16 protein-coding genes and 1 pseudogene are annotated in these 17,888 nt (G+C 71.4%); 12 read left to right on the forward strand and 5 right to left on the reverse strand.

Annotated features, from left to right (window positions below):
• Window positions 1-177: 177 nt before the first annotated feature.
• The gene (locus ABGB18_RS45145; protein ID WP_347701869.1) at window positions 178-825 is read right to left on the reverse strand and encodes a class F sortase; all 648 of its coding nucleotides are present in this window, start codon (window positions 823-825) and stop codon (window positions 178-180) included.
• Entirely contained in the window at window positions 818-1,399 is a 582-nt protein-coding gene (locus ABGB18_RS45150; RefSeq protein WP_347701870.1) for a hypothetical protein, read from the reverse strand. Before ABGB18_RS45150 ends, ABGB18_RS45145 begins: the two co-directional genes overlap by 8 nt.
• Before the next feature lie 307 nt (window positions 1,400-1,706).
• Here ABGB18_RS45150 and ABGB18_RS45155 point away from each other — a divergent pair, with 307 nt between their 5' ends.
• The 6 genes from ABGB18_RS45155 (at window position 1,707) to ABGB18_RS45180 (ending at window position 7,953) form a co-directional block, all read left to right on the forward strand.
• A complete protein-coding gene (locus ABGB18_RS45155) occupies window positions 1,707-2,210 on the forward strand; it encodes a universal stress protein (protein ID WP_347701871.1) in 504 nt (167 codons plus the stop codon).
• 149 nt (window positions 2,211-2,359) lie between these two features.
• Window positions 2,360-2,878 (forward strand): flavodoxin, encoded by a 519-nt coding sequence (locus tag ABGB18_RS45160; protein WP_347701872.1) that lies wholly within the window; start codon window positions 2,360-2,362, stop codon window positions 2,876-2,878.
• Between the two features lie 83 nt (window positions 2,879-2,961).
• Window positions 2,962-5,388 carry a cation-transporting P-type ATPase gene (locus tag ABGB18_RS45165; RefSeq protein ID WP_347701873.1) on the forward strand — a complete coding sequence of 809 codons (2,427 nt, stop codon included), beginning with the start codon at window positions 2,962-2,964 and terminating at the stop codon, window positions 5,386-5,388.
• Window positions 5,389-5,672: 284 nt separating this feature from the next.
• A complete protein-coding gene (gene gap / locus ABGB18_RS45170; RefSeq protein ID WP_347701874.1) occupies window positions 5,673-6,656 on the forward strand; it encodes a type I glyceraldehyde-3-phosphate dehydrogenase in 984 nt (327 codons plus the stop codon).
• 200 nt (window positions 6,657-6,856) lie between these two features.
• Window positions 6,857-7,699 carry a universal stress protein gene (locus ABGB18_RS45175; RefSeq protein WP_347701875.1) on the forward strand — a complete coding sequence of 281 codons (843 nt, stop codon included), beginning with the start codon at window positions 6,857-6,859 and terminating at the stop codon, window positions 7,697-7,699.
• Window positions 7,700-7,788: 89 nt separating this feature from the next.
• Window positions 7,789-7,953, forward strand: a complete 165-nt coding sequence (locus ABGB18_RS45180) for a hypothetical protein (protein ID WP_347701901.1) — start codon at window positions 7,789-7,791, stop codon at window positions 7,951-7,953.
• Window positions 7,954-7,982: 29 nt separating this feature from the next.
• On the opposite strand, the pseudogene ABGB18_RS45185 reads toward ABGB18_RS45180, so the two are convergent.
• Window positions 7,983-8,150, reverse strand: a pseudogene (locus ABGB18_RS45185) (DNA-binding response regulator); the annotation flags it as partial.
• A gap of 147 nt (window positions 8,151-8,297) precedes the next feature.
• Here ABGB18_RS45185 and ABGB18_RS45190 point away from each other — a divergent pair.
• The 4 genes from ABGB18_RS45190 to ABGB18_RS45205 all read left to right on the forward strand — a co-directional run bounded on the left by ABGB18_RS45190 (window position 8,298) and on the right by ABGB18_RS45205 (window position 11,141).
• Window positions 8,298-9,122: a universal stress protein gene (locus tag ABGB18_RS45190; RefSeq protein ID WP_347701876.1), complete on the forward strand. Its 825-nt coding sequence runs from the start codon at window positions 8,298-8,300 to the stop codon at window positions 9,120-9,122.
• Window positions 9,119-10,021, forward strand: a complete 903-nt coding sequence (locus ABGB18_RS45195; RefSeq protein WP_347701877.1) for a sigma-70 family RNA polymerase sigma factor — start codon at window positions 9,119-9,121, stop codon at window positions 10,019-10,021. The genes ABGB18_RS45190 and ABGB18_RS45195 overlap by 4 nt, the downstream gene beginning before the upstream one ends.
• Before the next feature lie 99 nt (window positions 10,022-10,120).
• Complete coding sequence (locus ABGB18_RS45200; RefSeq protein WP_347701878.1) at window positions 10,121-10,393, forward strand: nitroreductase/quinone reductase family protein; 273 nt, start codon at window positions 10,121-10,123, stop codon at window positions 10,391-10,393.
• Window positions 10,394-10,616: 223 nt separating this feature from the next.
• Window positions 10,617-11,141 (forward strand): hypothetical protein, encoded by a 525-nt coding sequence (locus ABGB18_RS45205; RefSeq protein WP_347701879.1) that lies wholly within the window; start codon window positions 10,617-10,619, stop codon window positions 11,139-11,141.
• 213 nt (window positions 11,142-11,354) lie between these two features.
• On the opposite strand, the gene ABGB18_RS45210 is transcribed toward ABGB18_RS45205, so the two are convergent.
• Entirely contained in the window at window positions 11,355-11,603 is a 249-nt protein-coding gene (locus tag ABGB18_RS45210; RefSeq protein ID WP_347701880.1) for a hypothetical protein, read from the reverse strand.
• Between the two features lie 437 nt (window positions 11,604-12,040).
• Here ABGB18_RS45210 and ABGB18_RS45215 point away from each other — a divergent pair, with 437 nt between their 5' ends.
• Together ABGB18_RS45215 and ABGB18_RS45220 are read left to right on the forward strand one after the other, a co-directional pair.
• Window positions 12,041-14,500 (forward strand): cation-transporting P-type ATPase, encoded by a 2,460-nt coding sequence (locus ABGB18_RS45215; protein ID WP_347701881.1) that lies wholly within the window; start codon window positions 12,041-12,043, stop codon window positions 14,498-14,500.
• A 557-nt stretch (window positions 14,501-15,057) separates the two neighbouring features.
• Window positions 15,058-16,734, forward strand: coding sequence for an FAD-binding protein (locus ABGB18_RS45220; protein WP_347701882.1), 1,677 nt, complete (start codon window positions 15,058-15,060; stop codon window positions 16,732-16,734).
• 168 nt (window positions 16,735-16,902) lie between these two features.
• On the opposite strand, the gene ABGB18_RS45225 is transcribed toward ABGB18_RS45220, so the two are convergent.
• Entirely contained in the window at window positions 16,903-17,802 is a 900-nt protein-coding gene (locus ABGB18_RS45225; protein ID WP_347701883.1) for an aminoglycoside phosphotransferase family protein, read from the reverse strand.
• Between the last annotated feature and the right edge of the window lie 86 nt (window positions 17,803-17,888).

Genomic DNA, 17,888 nt, shown 5'->3' on the forward strand with positions numbered 1-17,888 from the left:
GTATGGTCCACCGTCGGCGACCGCTTCCGGGCCTGTTCCGGCCGCGCTCATGTCGACGATCCCTGGTAAGACGAGCAGTTGGGCGAGCACTTCATCGCGTGTCTCGGTCATCGGACGCTTCTCTCGCGTCTGGTTTGGGGGAGCCCTCTCAGGGATGGTGACAGGGACAGGGCATGGTCAGGTCTCGGGTTCGGCGAGCGCGCCGAAGGCGACGATGTTGTCGCGGTAGGAGCCCGCAGTGCGGTCGAAGGATCCGCCGCACGTGATGAGCCTGATCTCCGGCCTGTCGGTGTCGGCGTAGACGTGGTCGGTGGGGAAGGCGCTCTTGGGATAGCGCTCGACGGTGTAGATGCGGAAGGTGGCCGTCCGGCCGTCCTGGCGCGGTACCTGAACGAGCGCGCCGGGCTGAAGTCGGGCGACCCGGTAGAAGACGGCGGGACCGCTGCGGCGGGAGTCCACGTGTCCGTAGAAGGCGGCGGGGCCGATTTCGCCGGGGGACGCGCCGTCGGCGAACCAGCTCACCAGATACGGCTTGCTGAGCGGCGGCTCTCCGGCGCTGCCGTCGGCCTTCAGCCCCATCGCCACCACCGGCGCGTCCACGTTGAGGGAGGGGATGAGGATACGAGTGGGTGCGGATCGGGGCAGCGGCCGTGCCGCACCGGTGGACGCGGAAGCGCTCGTGACGGCCGATGGCGGTTCTGCGGCCGGTGGCGGGCTCTGCCTGGTGGTCAGAAGCACGACCACACCCGCGGTGACGAGCACGACCGCCACGGTGGCCCAGGCCGCCGCCACCCACGGGCGGCGGCCTGCCCGGCGCTCAGACATCGTCCCGGCGGCGCAGCGCCGCTGCCGTCGCGGCGAGCCCGCCCGCGGCGATCAATCCGAGGCCGGCGGCGTACGGCACGGGATCGGCCTGTGTGGCGCCGTCGCCTGTCTTGGCGGGTCCGATCGGCTTGGGGTAGCCGACTCGCAACCAGGTCTGGGCATCGAGGTCGATGCCGTTGCCGAACAGCGACACCTGGTAGGGGCCTGCGGGCAGGCCCGCGTGGGTGCGTACGGTCAGCTCGGTCTTGCCCTCCAGCGGGTGTCGGCCGAACGCCCTTGACTGCACCACGGTCGCGTCGGTGCCACCCGGCAGATTGACCGTGATCTTGACCCAGTCACCGCGGGTGCTGACGACCCGTGGCGACACGGAGATCGCCGCTTTGGGTGCCGGCGTCGTCGGCTCGTCGGTCGGCTCATCCGTAGGCGGTTGGGTGGTCGGCTCGCTGTTGGTGACCGTCGGGCTGGTGGGGGGCGTCGAGGACGGGCTCGGCGCCGGGGTTGCGGCGAGGGCCGTGCCCGTGGCCAGGACGACGGCCACGGCACCGGACAGCATCGCCGTGACGATGCGATACATGATTGCCTCCAAGGGCACTTGTAGGGCCCGAGAGCATGTCCTTTCATCTCACTCAACCGCTATGTCCAAGCCGGGGTCAGGGGCGAAGGTCGCGGGTTTCTCGCCGATCGGCCCGGCAGGCCCGATCTCGGCATCGCCAATGTGCGGCAGTACGAGCGTGGCGTCGTGTCTCGGCTGGGTCAGGTACGCGACACGCGCCAGCCCGAACTGCGCTTCAGGTCCAATGGCGCGTCGATGAGGACCTCGGGCCCGGGTGGCCTCGCGGACGTGGAGCGACGGTGGAAGGAGAGCGTAGGGGAGGCACGTGATGGCCAGGTACATCATGGTCGGCGTGGACGGGTCCGCACCGGCGACGGCAGCCGTGGAGTGGGCCGCCGCCGACGCCCGCCGCAGAAGGCTGGGACTGCGGATCGTGCACGTCTGCGAGCAGCGGCCGTACGGCCGGGACACGATGGAGTACGGCTCGCGCATCCTGGCCTCGGCCGGTGCCCGCGCGCGTGAACTGGCGGGCGATGTCGAGGTGAACACGGCGCTGTTGTCCGGGAACGTGATCGACATCCTGATCGGTGAGTCGGCGGGCGCGGACAGCGTGGTGCTGGGATGCCGGGGGCTCGGCGGTTTCGCCGGGATGGTCGTCGGTTCGGTTGGACTGGGCGTCGCCGGCCACGCCGCTGAGCCGGTGGTGATCGTCCGTCGTCTTCCGGAGATCCAGCACGATCGGGTGGTGGTCGGGTATGACGGGTCGGGGCATTCCGAGGCAGCGATGCGGTACGCCGTCGACCAGGCCCGAGCCCGCGGGGAGGCGTCATGAACATCGGGTCGCTGACCGCCGGGCAGGTGATGAGCCGGGTCCTGGTGGCGGTCAAGCCAGCCGAGGAGCCGGGCGAAGTGACGAAGTGATGACCGGGATGTTCCACCTGGAACCCGTCCTGCCCCACGAGAAGCAATAGGAGGCGCGCGATGGACGCGCTGGTTGTGTACGAATCGATGTTCGGCAACACCAAGCGGATCGCCGAGGCGGTGGCCGAAGGGCTGGCGACCCGGCTGCGTACCGAGGTGGTCGAGGTGGGCTCCGCGCCAGGCAGGGTCGGGCCGGAGGTGGTGCTGCTCGTGGTGGGCGGGCCGACGCACGCCTTCGCCATGAGCCGGGCCTCCACCCGCCGTTCCGCCGCCCAGCAGGCCACCGCGCCGCTGCTCTCGAGTGGGGACGGCGTGCGTGAATGGCTGGCAGCCCTCGGCACGGCCTCGGCCACGCTCGGCTCGGCCGCGTTCGACACCCGTGTCGCCAAGCCGCGCCTGCCCGGCTCCGCCGCCCGCGGCGTCGCCAAGCGGCTGCGCCGCCTCGGCATCAGGGCGGTGGCCCCGGCGCAGAGCTTCTACGTCGCCGGGACGGAAGGGCCGCTGGCGGAGGGGGAGCTGGAGCGGGCCAGGCAGTGGGGCGAGAGCCTGGCGGCGGCGTTCCCCGTCGCTGCCCCCTGACCATCGGCTATGGGCCGAAGGTCCCTGCGAGTGAGGGCCTTCGGCTCCCCCGCGCACGTTGCCCCGAGTGATCTATTGAAGCCATGGAAGCTTCCACGCATGCCCTGACCGGGCTGGCCGCTGACGATGCCACCCGGTTGCTGGCGCAGCACGGGCGCAACGAACTGCCCGAAGCCGAACGGCCGTCCCTGCCTGCTCGGGCGGCCCGGCAGCTGGCCGACCCGCTGTCGATCCTGCTGCTGATCGCCGGCGCGGTCACCCTCGCCGTCCTGCGCGAGGTGCCGGAAGGGTCGGCGATCCTGGCCATCCTGCTGGTCAACGTGACCATCGGGGTGACGCAGGAGGCCAGGGCCGAGCAGGCGGTCCATGCCCTGCGGACGCTGACCGCGCCGATGGCCAAGGTCCGGCGTGGCGGTGCCGTGCGGCGGATTCCGGCGGCCGAGGTGGTGCCGGGAGACGTGATCGAGGTGGCGGCCGGTGACCGGGTGCCCGCGGACGGACGGGTGGTGGAGGCGGCCTCGCTGGCGGCCAACGAGTCGATGCTGACGGGGGAGTCCCGCTCAGCGGCCAAGCGCGCCGGCGGGCACACCGGCGGGCCGCTGGGCGATCGGGACGGCGAGCTGTTCTCCGGGACCATGATCGTGCGGGGTTCGGGGGTGGCGGTGGTCACCGCCACCGGTGCGGGGACGCAGATGGGCGCGATCGCCTCGGCCTTGCAGGGGCAGGTGAAGGGGCCGCTGGAGGCGGAGCTGGCCGCGGTGTCCAGGCGTATCGGCGTGCTGGCCGTCGTGGCGGGCGTGGTCATGGTGGTGCTCGGGTTCGCCAGGGGCGGGATCGCGCCGTTCGAGCTGGTGCTGGCCGGAGTGGCGCTGGCGATCGCGGCGGTGCCGGAGAGCATGGCGGCGGCTGTTACCACCGCGCTGGCGCTCGGCTCCCAGCGCATGGCCAGGCTGGGCGTGATCGTCCGGCGGTTGTCGGCGATCCAGGCGCTGGGCGCGACCACGGTGATCGCCTCGGACAAGACCGGCACGCTCACGACCGGCCGGCTGGCCGTGCAGGACCACGTCGCCGTGGCCGGCGCGGACCTGTGGCGCGCCGCCGTACGGTGCAATGACGCCCGCGACGGGCTCGGCGACGCGGTGGACGTCGCGCTGGCGATCGCCGCCGCCGATCACGGCGTGCGCCAGGACGAACCGCGGCTGGCCACGCGGCCGTTCGAGGCCGACACCCGGTCGATGGCCGTCGTCACCGAAGGACCCGTGCTGACCGTGAAGGGCGCCCCCGAGGTCGTGCTGGCCCGCTGCGCGCCGGGGGAGGAGATCGACCGGCTGGCCGCCGCCGTTCCCGAGCTGGCCAGAAAAGGGCTGCGGGTGCTGGCGCTGGCCGAGGGCGACACCGCCGACCTCGACGCGATCGGGCTGCGGCCAGTCGGCCTGGTCGGGCTGAGCGACGAGATCCGCCCGTCGGCCCGGCAGGCGGTGGCCGACTCACGCCAGGGCGGCATCCGGGTGATCATGGTGACCGGCGACCACGCCGACACCGCCCGCGCCGTGGCCGAGGAGGTCGGCATCGAGCCCGAGCCGGTGGTGACCGGGGCGGGCCTGGACGGTGCGGACCGCGCGGCCCGGCTTCGCGAGGCGGGCGTGCTGGCGCGCGTCGATCCGGCGACCAAGCTGGACCTCGTCCACGCCCTGCGCGAGGGCGGCGAGATCGTCGCGATGACCGGCGACGGCGTCAACGACGCACCCGCGCTGCGGCACGCCGACGTCGGGGTGGCGATGGCGGGGGAGGAGGGCACCGACGTGGCCCGCGAGGCCGCCGCGGTGATCGTCACGAACGGCGAGCTGGGCACCATCGTCACCGGCGTGCGCGAGGGCCGACGCCTGCACCACAACGTCGCCTCGATGATCGGCTACCTGCTGGCCGGCAACCTGGCGGAGATCTTCCTCGTGCTCGTCGGCCTGTTCCTCTGGCCCGACCTGGTCATCCCGCTGCTGCCGGTGCAACTGCTCTGGATCAACCTGGTGCTCGACGGCATCCCCGCCATCGCCCTGGGCGTCGACCGCGCGCCCGGGGACCCCTTGGCGACCAGGCCCGCCGGGGACGGCCTGCTGTCGCGGCGGGTGCTGGCCAGGATAGCGGTGCGCTCGCTGATCGTGGGCCTGCTGGTCGTCGCGGCCGTCGAGGTCGCCCGCCGGCTCGGCTGGGACGACACCATGGTCAGGACCCAGGCCGTGCTGACCCTCGTGTTCGCCCGGCTCACCCTCGCCTATGTGGCCAGGGCGCGGCGGTGGACGTTCGAGTGCGGCTGGTGGCGCGGCCGGGCGGTGCTGCTCGCCGTCACGGGCACGGCCGCGCTGCAGGCGCTGGTCACACTGGTGCCGCCGCTGGGCGTGCTGCTCGCCCTGGCGCCGATCCCGCCGCTCGGCTGGGCCATGGCCGCAGGCGCCGCCCTGCTCACCCCACCTCTGTGCGACCTGGTGCGGGGCTGGGGCCGGACGTCCCGCTAGGCCGGGGACCTTCGGCCCTATCCGCCCGGCGACTCGCGCGGCGATCATGGAAGCAGACACCCGCCGAGGTGCGAGAGATATCCCCATCCCCGTGGCGGCCCCGGTCCGGCAGCGGATCGTGGCAGTGACCGGCAGTCACCATGGCGAGGCCATCCGGGCACGGGGCCGTCCATCCCCACTCGGCGGGTGTCTTCGCGGATCGCCGCTGAAAAGGGGCCGAAGGTCCATCGTTATCGGGACCGTGGCCTCTGACCCCTCAGCCCGGGGCACCGGACGATGAAGGCATGAGAATCGGAATCAACGGATTCGGCAGGATCGGCAGGGCCGTCCTGCGCCGCGCGCTCCGCACCGACCTGGACATCGTCGCCGTCAACGACATCACCGACGCGGCCGCGCTGGCCCACCTGCTCAAGCACGACTCCACGTACGGGCCGCTCGATCTGCCCGTCACCGCCGCCCCCGGTCTGCTCGAGGTCAACGGCCGGAAGATCGGCGTCAGCGGCTGCGCCGACCCCGCCCAGATCGACTGGCGGGCCCACGACGTCGAGCTCGTCATCGACGCCACCGGCCGCTTCCGCACCAGGGACGCCCTGGCGAGCCACCTGAAGGCCGGCGCCCGCAAGGTCCTGCTGTCGGCCCCCGGCAAGGGCCTGGACGCCACCATCGTCCCCGGCGTCAACGACGCCGCCTACGACCCGGCCCGGCACGAGATCATCTCGCTCGCCTCCTGCACCACCAACTGCGTCGCCCCCATGGTCAAGGTGCTGCACGAGCGCTTCGGCCTCGTACGCGGATTCATGACCACCATCCACGCCTACACCGGCGACCAGATGCTGCTCGACGCCCCGCAGAAGGACCCGCGCCGCGCCCGCTCGGCCGCCGTCAACATCGTGCCCACCACCACCGGCGCCGCCCGCATGGTCGGCCAGGTCCTGCCCGAGCTGAACGGCCGCCTGGACGGCATCGCCATCCGCGTGCCGGTCGAGGACGGCTCCATCACCGACCTGTCCGCCCAGCTCACCCGTCCGGTCACCGTGCAGGAGATCAACGACGCCTTCGCCGCAGCCGCCGCGAACGAGTTGCACGGCATCCTGCGCTACAGCACCGACCCGCTCGTCTCCCGCGACATCATCGGCGACGCCGCCTCCTGCGTCTTCGACTCCGCCCTCACCCAGGCGAGCGGCGACCTGGTCAAGGTCTTCGGGTGGTACGACAACGAGTGGGGCTACGCCAACCGCCTCGTCGAGATGGCCCAGGGGATGGCCTGATGTCCGCGCAGCCCCTCATGGTGTCCACTCTGCGCTTCGACGAACACTGCCTGAAGCGCACGCGCCGCGTGCTCCGGCACACGCGCGCGGGCACTCGGGCTGGACGGTGAGCGGCTCGACGATTTCCTCGTGGCGGTCAACGCCCACGGCGTGAGGCCGGCCCACGCGGGCGAGGTCAGATGAAGACGAAGGAGGACATCATGATCATTGTAGGAGTGGACGGATCCGTGCCGTCACGGGCCGCCGTGGAATGGGCGGCCACCGAGGCCGACCGCAGGAGGCTGCCGTTGCGGGTCGTGCACGTGGTGGACACCTCGTGGTACCTGGTCGGAAAGCCTCCCACGGCGGTCCTGTCCGAGAGGGTGCTGCGCGAAGGCGAGCGAGTGCTGCGGGAAGCGGACGCGCTCGTCCGTGAGCGTCGGCCATCCGTCGAGGTCAGCACACAGGAGTTGGAGGGCGAGCCCGCCACGGTGCTGCGCGAGCAGGCGAAGGACGCCGATGGGCTGGTCGTGGGCAGCCGAGGGCTGGGAGGGTTCGCCGGCGCGCTGCTGGGCTCGGTGAGCATGCACGTGGCCGGGCACGTCCGCTGTCCCGTCGTGGTGGTACGCGCCGAGCACCGGCCCCCGCACGGCGAGGTCGTGGCCGGGGTGGACGACTCACCGGAGTGCGAGCCGGCCCTGGCCTACGCCTTCGAGCAGGCCAAGCTGCGCGGGGCGACACTCCGGGTGGTGCACGCCTGGCAGCTGCCGGTGCACGCCTTCGCGCCGGAGGCCGTCTACGACCTGGACGAGGTCCGTACGGCGCAGCACCAGGTCGTGCGCGACCGGCTCAAGACCCTCGGCCCCGACTATCCGCGGGTGACGGTCATCGAGGACGTGCCGTGCGCGCATCCGGTGGACGCGCTCACCGCGGCGGCCGAACGGGCTGACCTGCTGGTCGTGGGCTCGCACGGGCGCGGCGCTGTCGGGTCGGCGCTGCTCGGATCGGTCAGCCGGGGCGTGCTGCATCACGCACACTGCCCGGTGGCCGTCGTCCGCGCCTGAAGGCCAGGGACCTTCGGCGTGGTCACGCGGGACGTTCGCCGCTGAGCACGCCAGCCGCCGTACGAGAGCCTGAGGGCGAGGTGCGGATCATGTCGATCGAAGTCAAGGACGTCATGGGACGGGTGGCGGACATCCGCGCCCTGCTGCCGGAGCCTGGCCCGTTCACGGTCGAGATCGACGCGGGCGTGGTGGACGTCGTGTGCGAGCTGGTCGCCGAGGACGACGACGTTATCGTCGTCCCGCCGCTGACGTAGGAGCGCCGTCGTGGACACGGCATGGCACATCGCACGTCCAGCACGGCCACGTCGGGCATGAGCGCCGGGATGCGCGCGATCGCGGACTCCGCGGTGCCCGCCTCGCCGATCACCTCGATGTCGTCCTCAGAGTCCAGCAGGGCCGCGACACCACGGCGGACGACCTCGTGATCGTCGAGGAGGAACACCCGAATCATGCTTGCGACGCTACAGAAGGGGCGGGATGACCGGAAGGACGAAAGTCCTCAAGTCCTGCAGGAGAAGGTCCCGCGCTGTGGGGTCGGATGGCGCTGGGCGGTCGGCGATCTCCCGGGTGTCCTGGAAGAGGACACGGAGGAGGAAACATGATTCTCGTTGGTGTGGACGGCTCCAGGGCCGGCCTCGAAGCCGCCGGCTGGGCGGCGCGCGAGGCATCCTTGCGCGGGGTGCCGCTGACGGTCGCGCACGCCATCCCGGGTTGGGCGTGCGCGACCGAATCAGGGCGCCTTGCCGAGGTGGCCGCGTGGATGCGCCAGGGCGGCGAGTCCGTCTTGGCGGCGGCGGAGGAACGGGCGCGCAGGGGCGACCCTCAGATCAGCGTGCGGAGCACTCTGTTGCCCGGCGACCCCCGCGCGGCGCTGATCGGCGCGGCGGAGGATGCCGAGCTACTGGTCGTGGGCAGCCACGGGTTCGGGGGCGTACGAGGGATGCTGGTCGGATCGGTTGCCTACGGCGTCGCCGGGCACGCCTCGTGCGATGTCGTGGTGGTACGCGAGCAAGCCTTGTCGCCGCGGGGTGAGGTCGTCGCCGGAGTCGACGGCTCGCCGGCCTCGTCCAGGGTGCTGGAGTTCGCCTTCGCGGAGGCGCGGCTGCGAGAGCTCCGGCTCCATCTGGTGCGAGCCCAGTCCCATCCGTGGCCGCACGGGTTCGCCCCCGACGGCGGCCGAGTCGACGACCTTCCGGCGGTGCGGCGCAAGCTCGCCGAGCGGTATCCCGACGTGTCGGTCGTCGAGGACGTGATCCACGGCCATCCCGCTGAGGTGCTGCGGCAGGCGTCCGCGGGGGCGGACCTCCTGGTCGTGGGGTCGCACGGGCACGGGGTCCTGGCCGGGACGGTTCTGGGCTCGGTCAGCCACGCGTTGCTGCACCATGCCGCGTGCCCGCTCGCCGTGGTCAGGAGCGCACGGTGAACGCCGGCCCGCGTGACCCCGTCACCGATTACCTGGCCCGGATCGGCCGCACGCCGTTGCTGACCGCCGACCAAGAGGTCGAACTCGCCGGCCGGATGGAGGCGGCCGCCCACGCCGCCCGTCTGATCGAGCAAGAGACCGCGAAACCCGGACTGGAGGACGTCGTCGCCGACGGCCGGAAGGCAAGAAAGCAGCTGATCGAGGCGAATCTGCGGCTGGTGGTGTCCATCGCCAAGCGCTACGCGGCCCGCGGCATGTCACTGGCGGACGTGATCCAGGACGGCAACCTCGGCCTGATCGAGGCCGTCGAGCGGTTCGACCACAAGCGCGGCACCCGCTTCTCCACCGTCGCCACCTGGTGGATCCGCAAGGCGATCCAGCGCGGGCTGGAGTACGCGCACCCGGTGCGGCTGCCCATCGCGATCCAGGACGAGCTCGTCAAGGTCGCCCGTGCCGAGGGACGGGCGCTGCACCGGCTGGGCCGCGTGCCGACCGAGCGGGAATGGGCCGAGGAGGCGCAGCAGAAGCCCGCGAGACTCGCCTTCCTGCGGGGACTGCCCGGCACCTGCGCCAGCCTGGACGCTCCGGCGGGGGAGGAGCGGCACCAGTCCACCCTCGGCGATGTGGTGGAAGACGACCGCGTTCCCTCTACCGAGGAGTCGGTCGAGCGACAGGTCCTCGAGAAGGTCCTCCACGAACTGGTGGACGAGCTGGCCCCGCGCCAGGCGCTGATCGTGCGGCTGAGGTTCGGCTTGGACGGGCACGACCGGCACACGCCCCGGCAGATCGCCGAACAGCTCGGGCTGACCCCGCAATGGGTCCGGCAGCTCGAGAGGGAATCGCTCACCCGGATGCGCAGCCACGGACGATCGTACGGCTTGCGCGCGTGGGCCAGCTGACCTGCGATCCAGGACAGGAGAACGACCATGAGACACACTGCTGGGCGCCGGCTCCGGTGGTTGTACCGAGGCGGCCGGCCCAATCGCGTGGCCCGGGCTATGAACCGGACCTGGGTCGTGGTGCACTCCAGCGGTCTTGCGCCCCGTCTGGTGACCTTGGAGGTCCCCGGTCGCCGCACGGGCCGGATCATCGCCTTCCCCCTGGTGGTCGCCGACCACCAGGGGGAGCGCTACCTGGTGGCGATGCTGGGCCGGCACACCAACTGGGTGCTCAACCTGCACGCGGCCGGCGGTCTTGCGGTGCTGCGCCAAGGCCGGCGCAGGAGCGTCCACCTCACCGAGGTCGAGCCCGCCGAACGCGCTCCCATATAACGGCCCCGTAGAAGGGCCTTTCGGGCCCTGCCCGGCCCGGCGAGTGCGCACGACGCTGGAACCGCCGGTGTCGCGGTGGTACGGCCGCGCACACAGCAGTCCTGAGCGGCAGGGGACGAAGGTCCCGGCGCTGCGGGTCGTACGGCACTGCTACGGAAGCCCCGCGGACGGTGTGCTTGAGGTGACAAAGAAACGGCGAAACACCCTTGGAAAGGGGGCCGTCATGGCCGCCACCATCAGCAGGCCCGCCACGGAGACCGGCGCCGCCCAAACCCGCCGTCCGGTCGATTACGTCTGGGCAGCCGCCCGGATCGCGATCGGCTGGGTCTTCCTGTGGGCGTTCCTGGACAAGACCTTCGGCTGGGGTTTCGCCACTCCGGCCAACCGCGCCTGGATCGAGGGCGGCAGTCCGACGACCGGGTTCCTCAAGGGCACGGGCGAGCACGCGCTCGGCGGGTTCTTCAGCTCGCTGGCCGGGCAGGCGTGGGTGGACTGGTTGTTCATGGCCGGCCTGCTGGGCGTCGGCCTGGCGCTGATCCTGGGCGTCGGCACCCGGATCGCCGCCGGTGCCGGCAGCCTGATGCTGGTCCTGATGTGGGCGGCTGAGCTGCCCCTGGAGACCAACCCGTTCATGGACGACCACATCATCTACTCCATCGTCCTCATCGGCCTCGCTCTCGCGGGCGCGGGCGCCACGTTCGGGCTCGGCAACCTGCCGATCGTCCGGCGCAACGCCTGGCTGAAGTAGTGCCGACGATCAGGCGCCCACCTCCGGCATCCCGGAGGTGGGCGGCCGTTTGTTCGGGTCATGAAATCGATGACGGCTGTGCGGTGGTGGGGGCGGGGGCGTCGGATGCCGCGGGCCTCGATGCCTCCTTCGGCCGCCTTCATCACATCTCCTCGACGACACCGGAAGTAGGGACGGAAGTCCCGAGCAGGACAGCCCTTGGTCTTGGTCGCGTCAGGCGGTCACAGGTGTGGGAGATTCATCGAGAGATGAACTGATGGGCGCCTCGTGGCGGAATAGCCGGTCATCCGGGTGCATGGCTGATCGTGCGGTGTGGTGCAGGTTCTCCATGCTCCGTACGAGGGCGAGGTTCGCAGCGGTCAGCGTACGCACCTGCTCCTCCAGGTCATCCACCCTCTTGCGCAGAGCGAGCATCTCTGACTCGAGCGCCGACGACCCCATGATCATTCTTCCACCGATCATGATCGGTTCACCTCCACTGGTCTCCGGACACGCATCGTGCGCGACCCCACCCGGTCCGGAACACCGGCGAACGTCCCGCGTCTCACCGCCGAACGGCACCGAACAGCGCCTGAACGCGGACTCCATGTGAGGCAGCGAATCTGGCGGGCCGCGCACGGAACCGCCCGGCGCCTCGTGCCCACAAGATCCGCCCCGGCGCCTCTTACCGCTCCGAAGCCGCCATCCGGCTCTCCTGGATTCCAGCCGAGCTCGTCGCGCATGGCCACGACACCGCCGATGTTCTCGGCCAGGCGGACGGCGGTGTCGGCCCGGCTCGGGCCGAACGGGTAGTGCTCGCGCGGTGCGTCGACGCCGCCCGCCGGTGAGTGCCGGACGGCCCGCGCTTGGGTGCCGAAGGTCCCTGCCGGGTGGCGCGACCGTGTGACCACAGTGGGGACATGACCACTGTGTCCCAGCTCGGCCAAGGGCTCACCGCCGCCGAGGCGGCGGTCCGATTAGCCCAAGAAGGGCCGAACATCCTGCCATCCGCCCGCCGCACACCGGCGGTCGTACTGCTGCTGCGCCAGATGGTGCACTTCTTCGCGCTGCTGCTGTGGGGCGCGTCCGTGCTGGCGTTGCTGGCCGGGATGCCGCAGCTCGCCGTGGCGATCGTCATCGTCGTGCTGCTCAACGGCGCCTTCGCGTTCGCCCAGGAGTACCGCGCCGACCGAGCCTCCCAGCGGCTGCGCGAGCTCATCCCGGCCAACGTGGTGGTGCGCCGCGACGGCAGGCGTCAGGTGATCGAGGCCGCCGGGCTGGTGACCGGGGACGTGGTGCTCCTGGAGGCGGGCGACCGGATCTCGGCGGACCTGGAACTGGCCGAGGTGCACGGGCTGGGCGTCAACGAGTCGATGCTGACCGGGGAGAGCCGCCTGGTGCGCCCGGCGTGCGGTGAGCCGGCCTTCGCGGGCACGTTCGTGGTCGAGGGGGAGGCAGAGGCCGTGGTGGTGGCCACCGGCGGGCGTACCCGGCTGGCCGGCATCGCCAAGCTGACCCAGGAGGCGTCCCGGCCGCCCAGCCCGCTGTCGGTGCAGATCGGCAAGGTCGTCAAGATCGTCGCGGGGATCGCGCTCGCGGTCGGGGTCGTCTTTTACGGGCTCGCGTTGCTCCTGGGCATGGAACCGGGGCAAGGCTTCCTGTTCGCGCTCGGCGTCACCGTGGCGCTCGTCCCCGAGGGACTGCTGCCCACGGTCACGTTGTCGCTGGCGCGGGCCGCGCAGCGGATGGCCGCCCGCAACGCGCTGGTGCGCCATCTGGAGGCGGTGGAGACGCTCGGCTCGGCCACGTTCATCTGCACCGACAAGACCGGCACGCTGACCCGCAACGAGATGACCGTGGCCGACCTGTGGGCGCCGTCGTGCCCGCCGGCCGACGTGCTGCGTACCGCCGTGCTCAGCTCGACCGGGCGGATGAGCGGCGGCAAGCCGGTGGGCGACCCCATGGAGGTCGCCCTGCACGTCGAAGCGCTGCGGTTGCGGGCCGACCTGACCGGCCAGATCACCGCACGCTTTCCCTTCGACCCGGTACGCCGCTGCGCCTCCGTGGTGAGCGGCGGCCGCTTACACCTGAAGGGAGCCCCGGACGCGGTGCTGCCCCTCTGCCACGCCGTGCCCGGCGTGGAGGAGGCGCTGGCCAGGATGAGTGATCGAGGCCTGCGCGTGCTGGCGGTCGCCCGCGGCGGCACGGCCGAGGAGCGGGAGCTGGAGTTCCTCGGCCTGATCGGGCTGTACGACCCGCCGCGCGACGACGTGGCCGAGGCGATCTGGAAGTGCCGGATCGCCGGGATCAAGCTGGCCATGGTCACCGGCGACCACCCGCGCACGGCCCGCGCCATCGCGGCCGAGGTCGGCCTGCTGGGGGAGGAGGAGCTCGTCGTCACCGGGGCGGACCTGCCGGAGGACGAGGCTGCACTGGGCGAGCTCCTGGATCACGACGGCGTTGTCGTCGCACGGGTGACACCCGAGGACAAGCTGCGCATCGCCCGCGCCCTGCGCTCACGCGGGCACGTCGTGGCGATGACCGGCGACGGCGTCAACGATGGCCCCGCCCTGCGCGAGGCCGACATCGGCATCGCCATGGGCGCCTCCGGCACCGACGTCGCCCGCGAGGCCGCCGACCTCGTTCTGCTCGACGACCGCTTCGCCACCATCGTGGCGGCCGTCGAACTGGGCCGCGCCACCTACGCCAACGTGCGCCGCTTCCTCACCTACCACCTGACCGACAACGTCGCCGAACTCACCCCGTTCGCCGTCTGGGCGCTGTCCGGCGGCACGATCCCGCTGGCGCTGAGCGTGCTGCAGGTGCTGGCCCTGGACATCGGCACGGACCTGCTGCCCGCCCTCGCCCTGGGCGCTGAACCGGCCAACCCGCGTACCATGCACGGCCCCGCCCGCACCGGTAACCTCATCGACCGCCGCCTGCTCGTGCGCGTGTTCGGCGTGCTGGGCCCAGCCCAGGCCGTGGCCGAGATGGGCGCGTTCGTCGGCGTGCTGCTGCTGGGCGGCTGGCAGTTCGGCACCGCGCCTGATCTGGGCCTGCTCGCGGCCGCATCGGGGGCCGCGTTCGCCGCCGTCGTGCTCGGCCAGTTCGCCAACGCCTTCGCCTGCCGCAGCGAGTCCCGCTGGATCGGCAGGATCCGCTGGCCTACCAACCGGCTGCTGCTGTGGGCGATCGCCTTCGAAGCGGTCATGCTCCTGCTCTTCCTCGGTGTCCCGGCCGTCGCGAGGCTGCTCGGCGGCGCCTTCCCGCCGGCGGCCGGGTGGGTGCTGGCCGCGCTGGCGATCCCCGTGATGATCTTGGCCGATGCGGCGTACAAGGCTTGGCAAGCCAGGCGTGGGGTGATCCGCGGGTCCAGCTGATCGCGCCTCGGGTGTGGGTGCGCGAGTGGGGCACGGTGCTGACCGCGCTCGGGCTGCCGGCCGACCCGCGCGAGCGCCGCCGGCGCCGCGAGAGGGGTTTTCCCCGCCATGATGAGCGGCGGCGGCCACTCTCAGGCCATGATTGCCCTCTGGAGCCGATCCGCGCGTGGCGGCCACAGCGGCGGCTGCCCGTGTGGTAGGCATGATCACATTCCCCCGAATGCTGTGTGGTTGATCTTTACTTTCGATCACTTACCAAAAGTGAATGTTTCCACACCTAGAGTGATACCCCATCGGGCCCATGCGTGCGTGGGTGATCCGTCCTGGCGGGAGGCTGGTGACGGCGTGGATGGTGACGATGGTGGTCTTGCCGGTGCGATGGTTCGACCTTTTGTCCACCGGCGGCTGAGCCATCAGCCGCCGGTCATCCGTTCAGTGGGGCGGATCATCCGTCCGGTGGGCCGGCGGTTCAGCCGTCGATTCATGACATGGGTTGATGTGCGCCTTGCTACCGGATTGAAACGCTGACGACCTGAAGACGGAAAGGAGCGAGACTCATGCCGGAAGTGAGCGACAGAAGTACGAGCCTGCCGGACGGCGGGGCGGTGAGTCGTCGCGGGCTGCTCGCCGGTGCGGGGGCCGCGGCGGTCACCATGGCGGGCACCGTGGCGTGTACCGGGGCGACCGGCACGTGGGGTGCCGATACCACGTGGGCGGAATCGGATGCGGCGATATTCGGGCCGGTGACGGTACGGCCGGGCGATGTTCGCTATGACAACCTGCTGCGGGGCAACAACTTCCGGTTCGCCGGGCGGCCGGACGAGATCCGCGTGGTCGGGTCGACCGATCAGGTGGTGCGCGCGGTGTCGGAGGCGGTGCGGTCCGGCCGGCGGGTCGCGGTGCGCAGCGGCGGGCACTGCTACGAGAGCTTCACCGCCGATCCAGCGGTGAAGGTGCTGCTGGATCTTTCTCCGATGGAGGCGGTCGGCTACGACCCCGCGCGGCGGGCGTTCTCGGTGCGGCCCGGAGCGACTCTCGGTCACGTGTACCGGACGCTGTTCAAGGGCTGGGGTGTGACGATCCCGGGGGGCGCGTGCCCGGGTGTGGGTGCGGGCGGGCACATCGCGGGCGGCGGGTACGGGCCGCTGTCCCGGCGGTACGGCTCGGTGGTGGATCACCTGTACGGCGTGGAGGTCGTGGTGGTCGACCGCGACGGCACCGCCCGCGCGGTGGTCGCCACCCGCGAGCCGGACGACCCGAACCACGACCTGTGGTGGGCGCACACCGGCGGTGGCGGCGGCAACTTCGGCGTCGTCACCCGGTACTGGCTGCGCTCGCCGGGTGCCACCGGCACCGACCCTTCCCGGCTGCTGCCGACGTCGCCGCGGGAGATGCTGCAGCACGCGGTCTTCTGGTCCTGGGAGCACATGAGCAAACAGGCACTCACCCGGCTGCTGCGCAACTTCGGGACCTGGCACGAGCGCAACAGCGCGCCCGGCTCCCGATCCGCCGGGCTGTACGGCATCCTCCAGCCCTCGCACCGCGCCGCCGGGACCGTCATGCTGGTCGCGCAGATCGACGCGGACCTGCCCGGCGCCGACCGCATGGTGACCGACTTCGTGTCCGCTGTGAGCGCCGGCGTCGACCTCACACCGATGCATGTCCGGCGGACGATGCCGTGGCTGCACCGGATGACCTGGCCCGGCACCGGCGAGTCGGGTGACGTGCTCGCCCGGCGGTACAAGATCAAGGCCGCCTACCTGCGACGCTCGCTCACCGAGACGCAACTCGAGGCCGTCTACCGCAACCTGACGAATTCCTTGAGCGGGCCGGACGCCGACATGCTGCTCATCGGCTACGGCGGCCAGGTCGGCGCCACAGCCCCGGAGGCCACCGCGATGGCCCAGCGAGACGTGATCATGAAAGCGGTCTACTCGACGACCTGGATGGACGAGGCGGACGACGCGGCCTGCCTCACCTGGGTCCGCGAGTTCTACCGCGACATGTACGCCGACACCGGCGGCGTGCCCGTACCCGGCGAGGTCAACGACGGCTCCTACATCAACTACCCGGATGCCGACCTGGCGGACCCGGCGTGGAACACCTCAGGTGTGCCCGCGCACCGGCTCTACTACAAGGACAACTACCCCCGCCTGCAACAGGTGAAGGCCCGGTGGGACCCGCGCGACGTGTTCCGGCACGCCCTGGCCATCGAAGCCCCCCAGTCCGGCTGACCGGCATCAAGACGTGCCGACGCGGAGGCTGATTTGTCCACCGGGGGCAAGCGTCGGGGAGGAGGACGCGGGCGAGCGAGCGCCGCCGCCGTTACCGAGCGTTCAACCGAGGGCGATCGTTCCCACGAACGTCTGAACAGCCCTGACCCGTGGACCAGGACTTCTCGTCTAGCCGACGATGGCCTCGGTGATCTGACGGGTGGTCTGCGCGGCGATCTGGGGATTGACGGCGGCGTAGGAGAGGTAAGCGTTCAGGCCGGTGGCCAGCGCCCAACCGCGGCCCCGGGTCCAGGTGGCGTCGTCCACGCCGAGCGCGGCGCGGAAGGCGGCCCGGCTCTCGGCCGACATCAGGGTGAACGCGATGGTCAGGTCACATGCCGGGTCACCGATGCCGAGTCCACCGAAGTCGATGACCGCACTGAGGCGGCCGTCGACGGTCAGCAGATTGCCGGTGTGGAAGTCGCCATGGAACCAGACCGGAGGACGATCCCATCCGGGGGCGCTCAACGCCGCGTTCCACAGTTCGGTCATCGCCGCGGTGTCGAACACGCCGCCGACCTCCGCGATGGCGGCTCGTGTCGCCTGGTCCCGGTCAGCCAACGGTCGCGCCGTAAGTCCGTCGCGGGTCTCCTCCGCCGGGATGTCCTCGGGCGCGAACCGCTGAAGGGCGGTCAGAAACTCCGCCAGTTCGACGGCGGCCGGGGACGAGTCCGCCAGTGCCTCGACGGTCGCCACCTCGCCCTCCAGCCAGCGGGACACCGCCCACCGCCACGGATAGCCGAAGTCGGGCTCGCCCACCCCTACCGGTACCGGGATGGCCAGGGGCAGTTGTGGGGCGAGCCGGGGCAGCCACTCATACTCCTTCTCGGCCTGTCCGATGGCGCCGGTGTGGCGGGGCAGCCGGACGGACAGCTCCTCGCCCAGCCGGTAGATCACATGGTCCAAGCCGGCGGGCTCGAGCAACTCCAAGGGCAATGCGGCCCACTGGGGGAACTGCGTATCGACCAGGTTCCTGGCCAGCGCGGCATTGATCTTGGGGCGGGTCTCTGCGCTTCTCGCGGTTGCCAAGAGCGGCTCCTGCCGTCGGCCCGCTCCGTGTAGCAGGCGGCTGGGGACTCATCACAGCGCACCGCGGGCTCGCCTGTCGATCGGAT

Origin of the sequence: Nonomuraea sp. B12E4, from assembly GCF_039871825.1 — a bacterium.
Taxonomy (GTDB): Bacteria; Actinomycetota; Actinomycetes; order Streptosporangiales; family Streptosporangiaceae; genus Nonomuraea.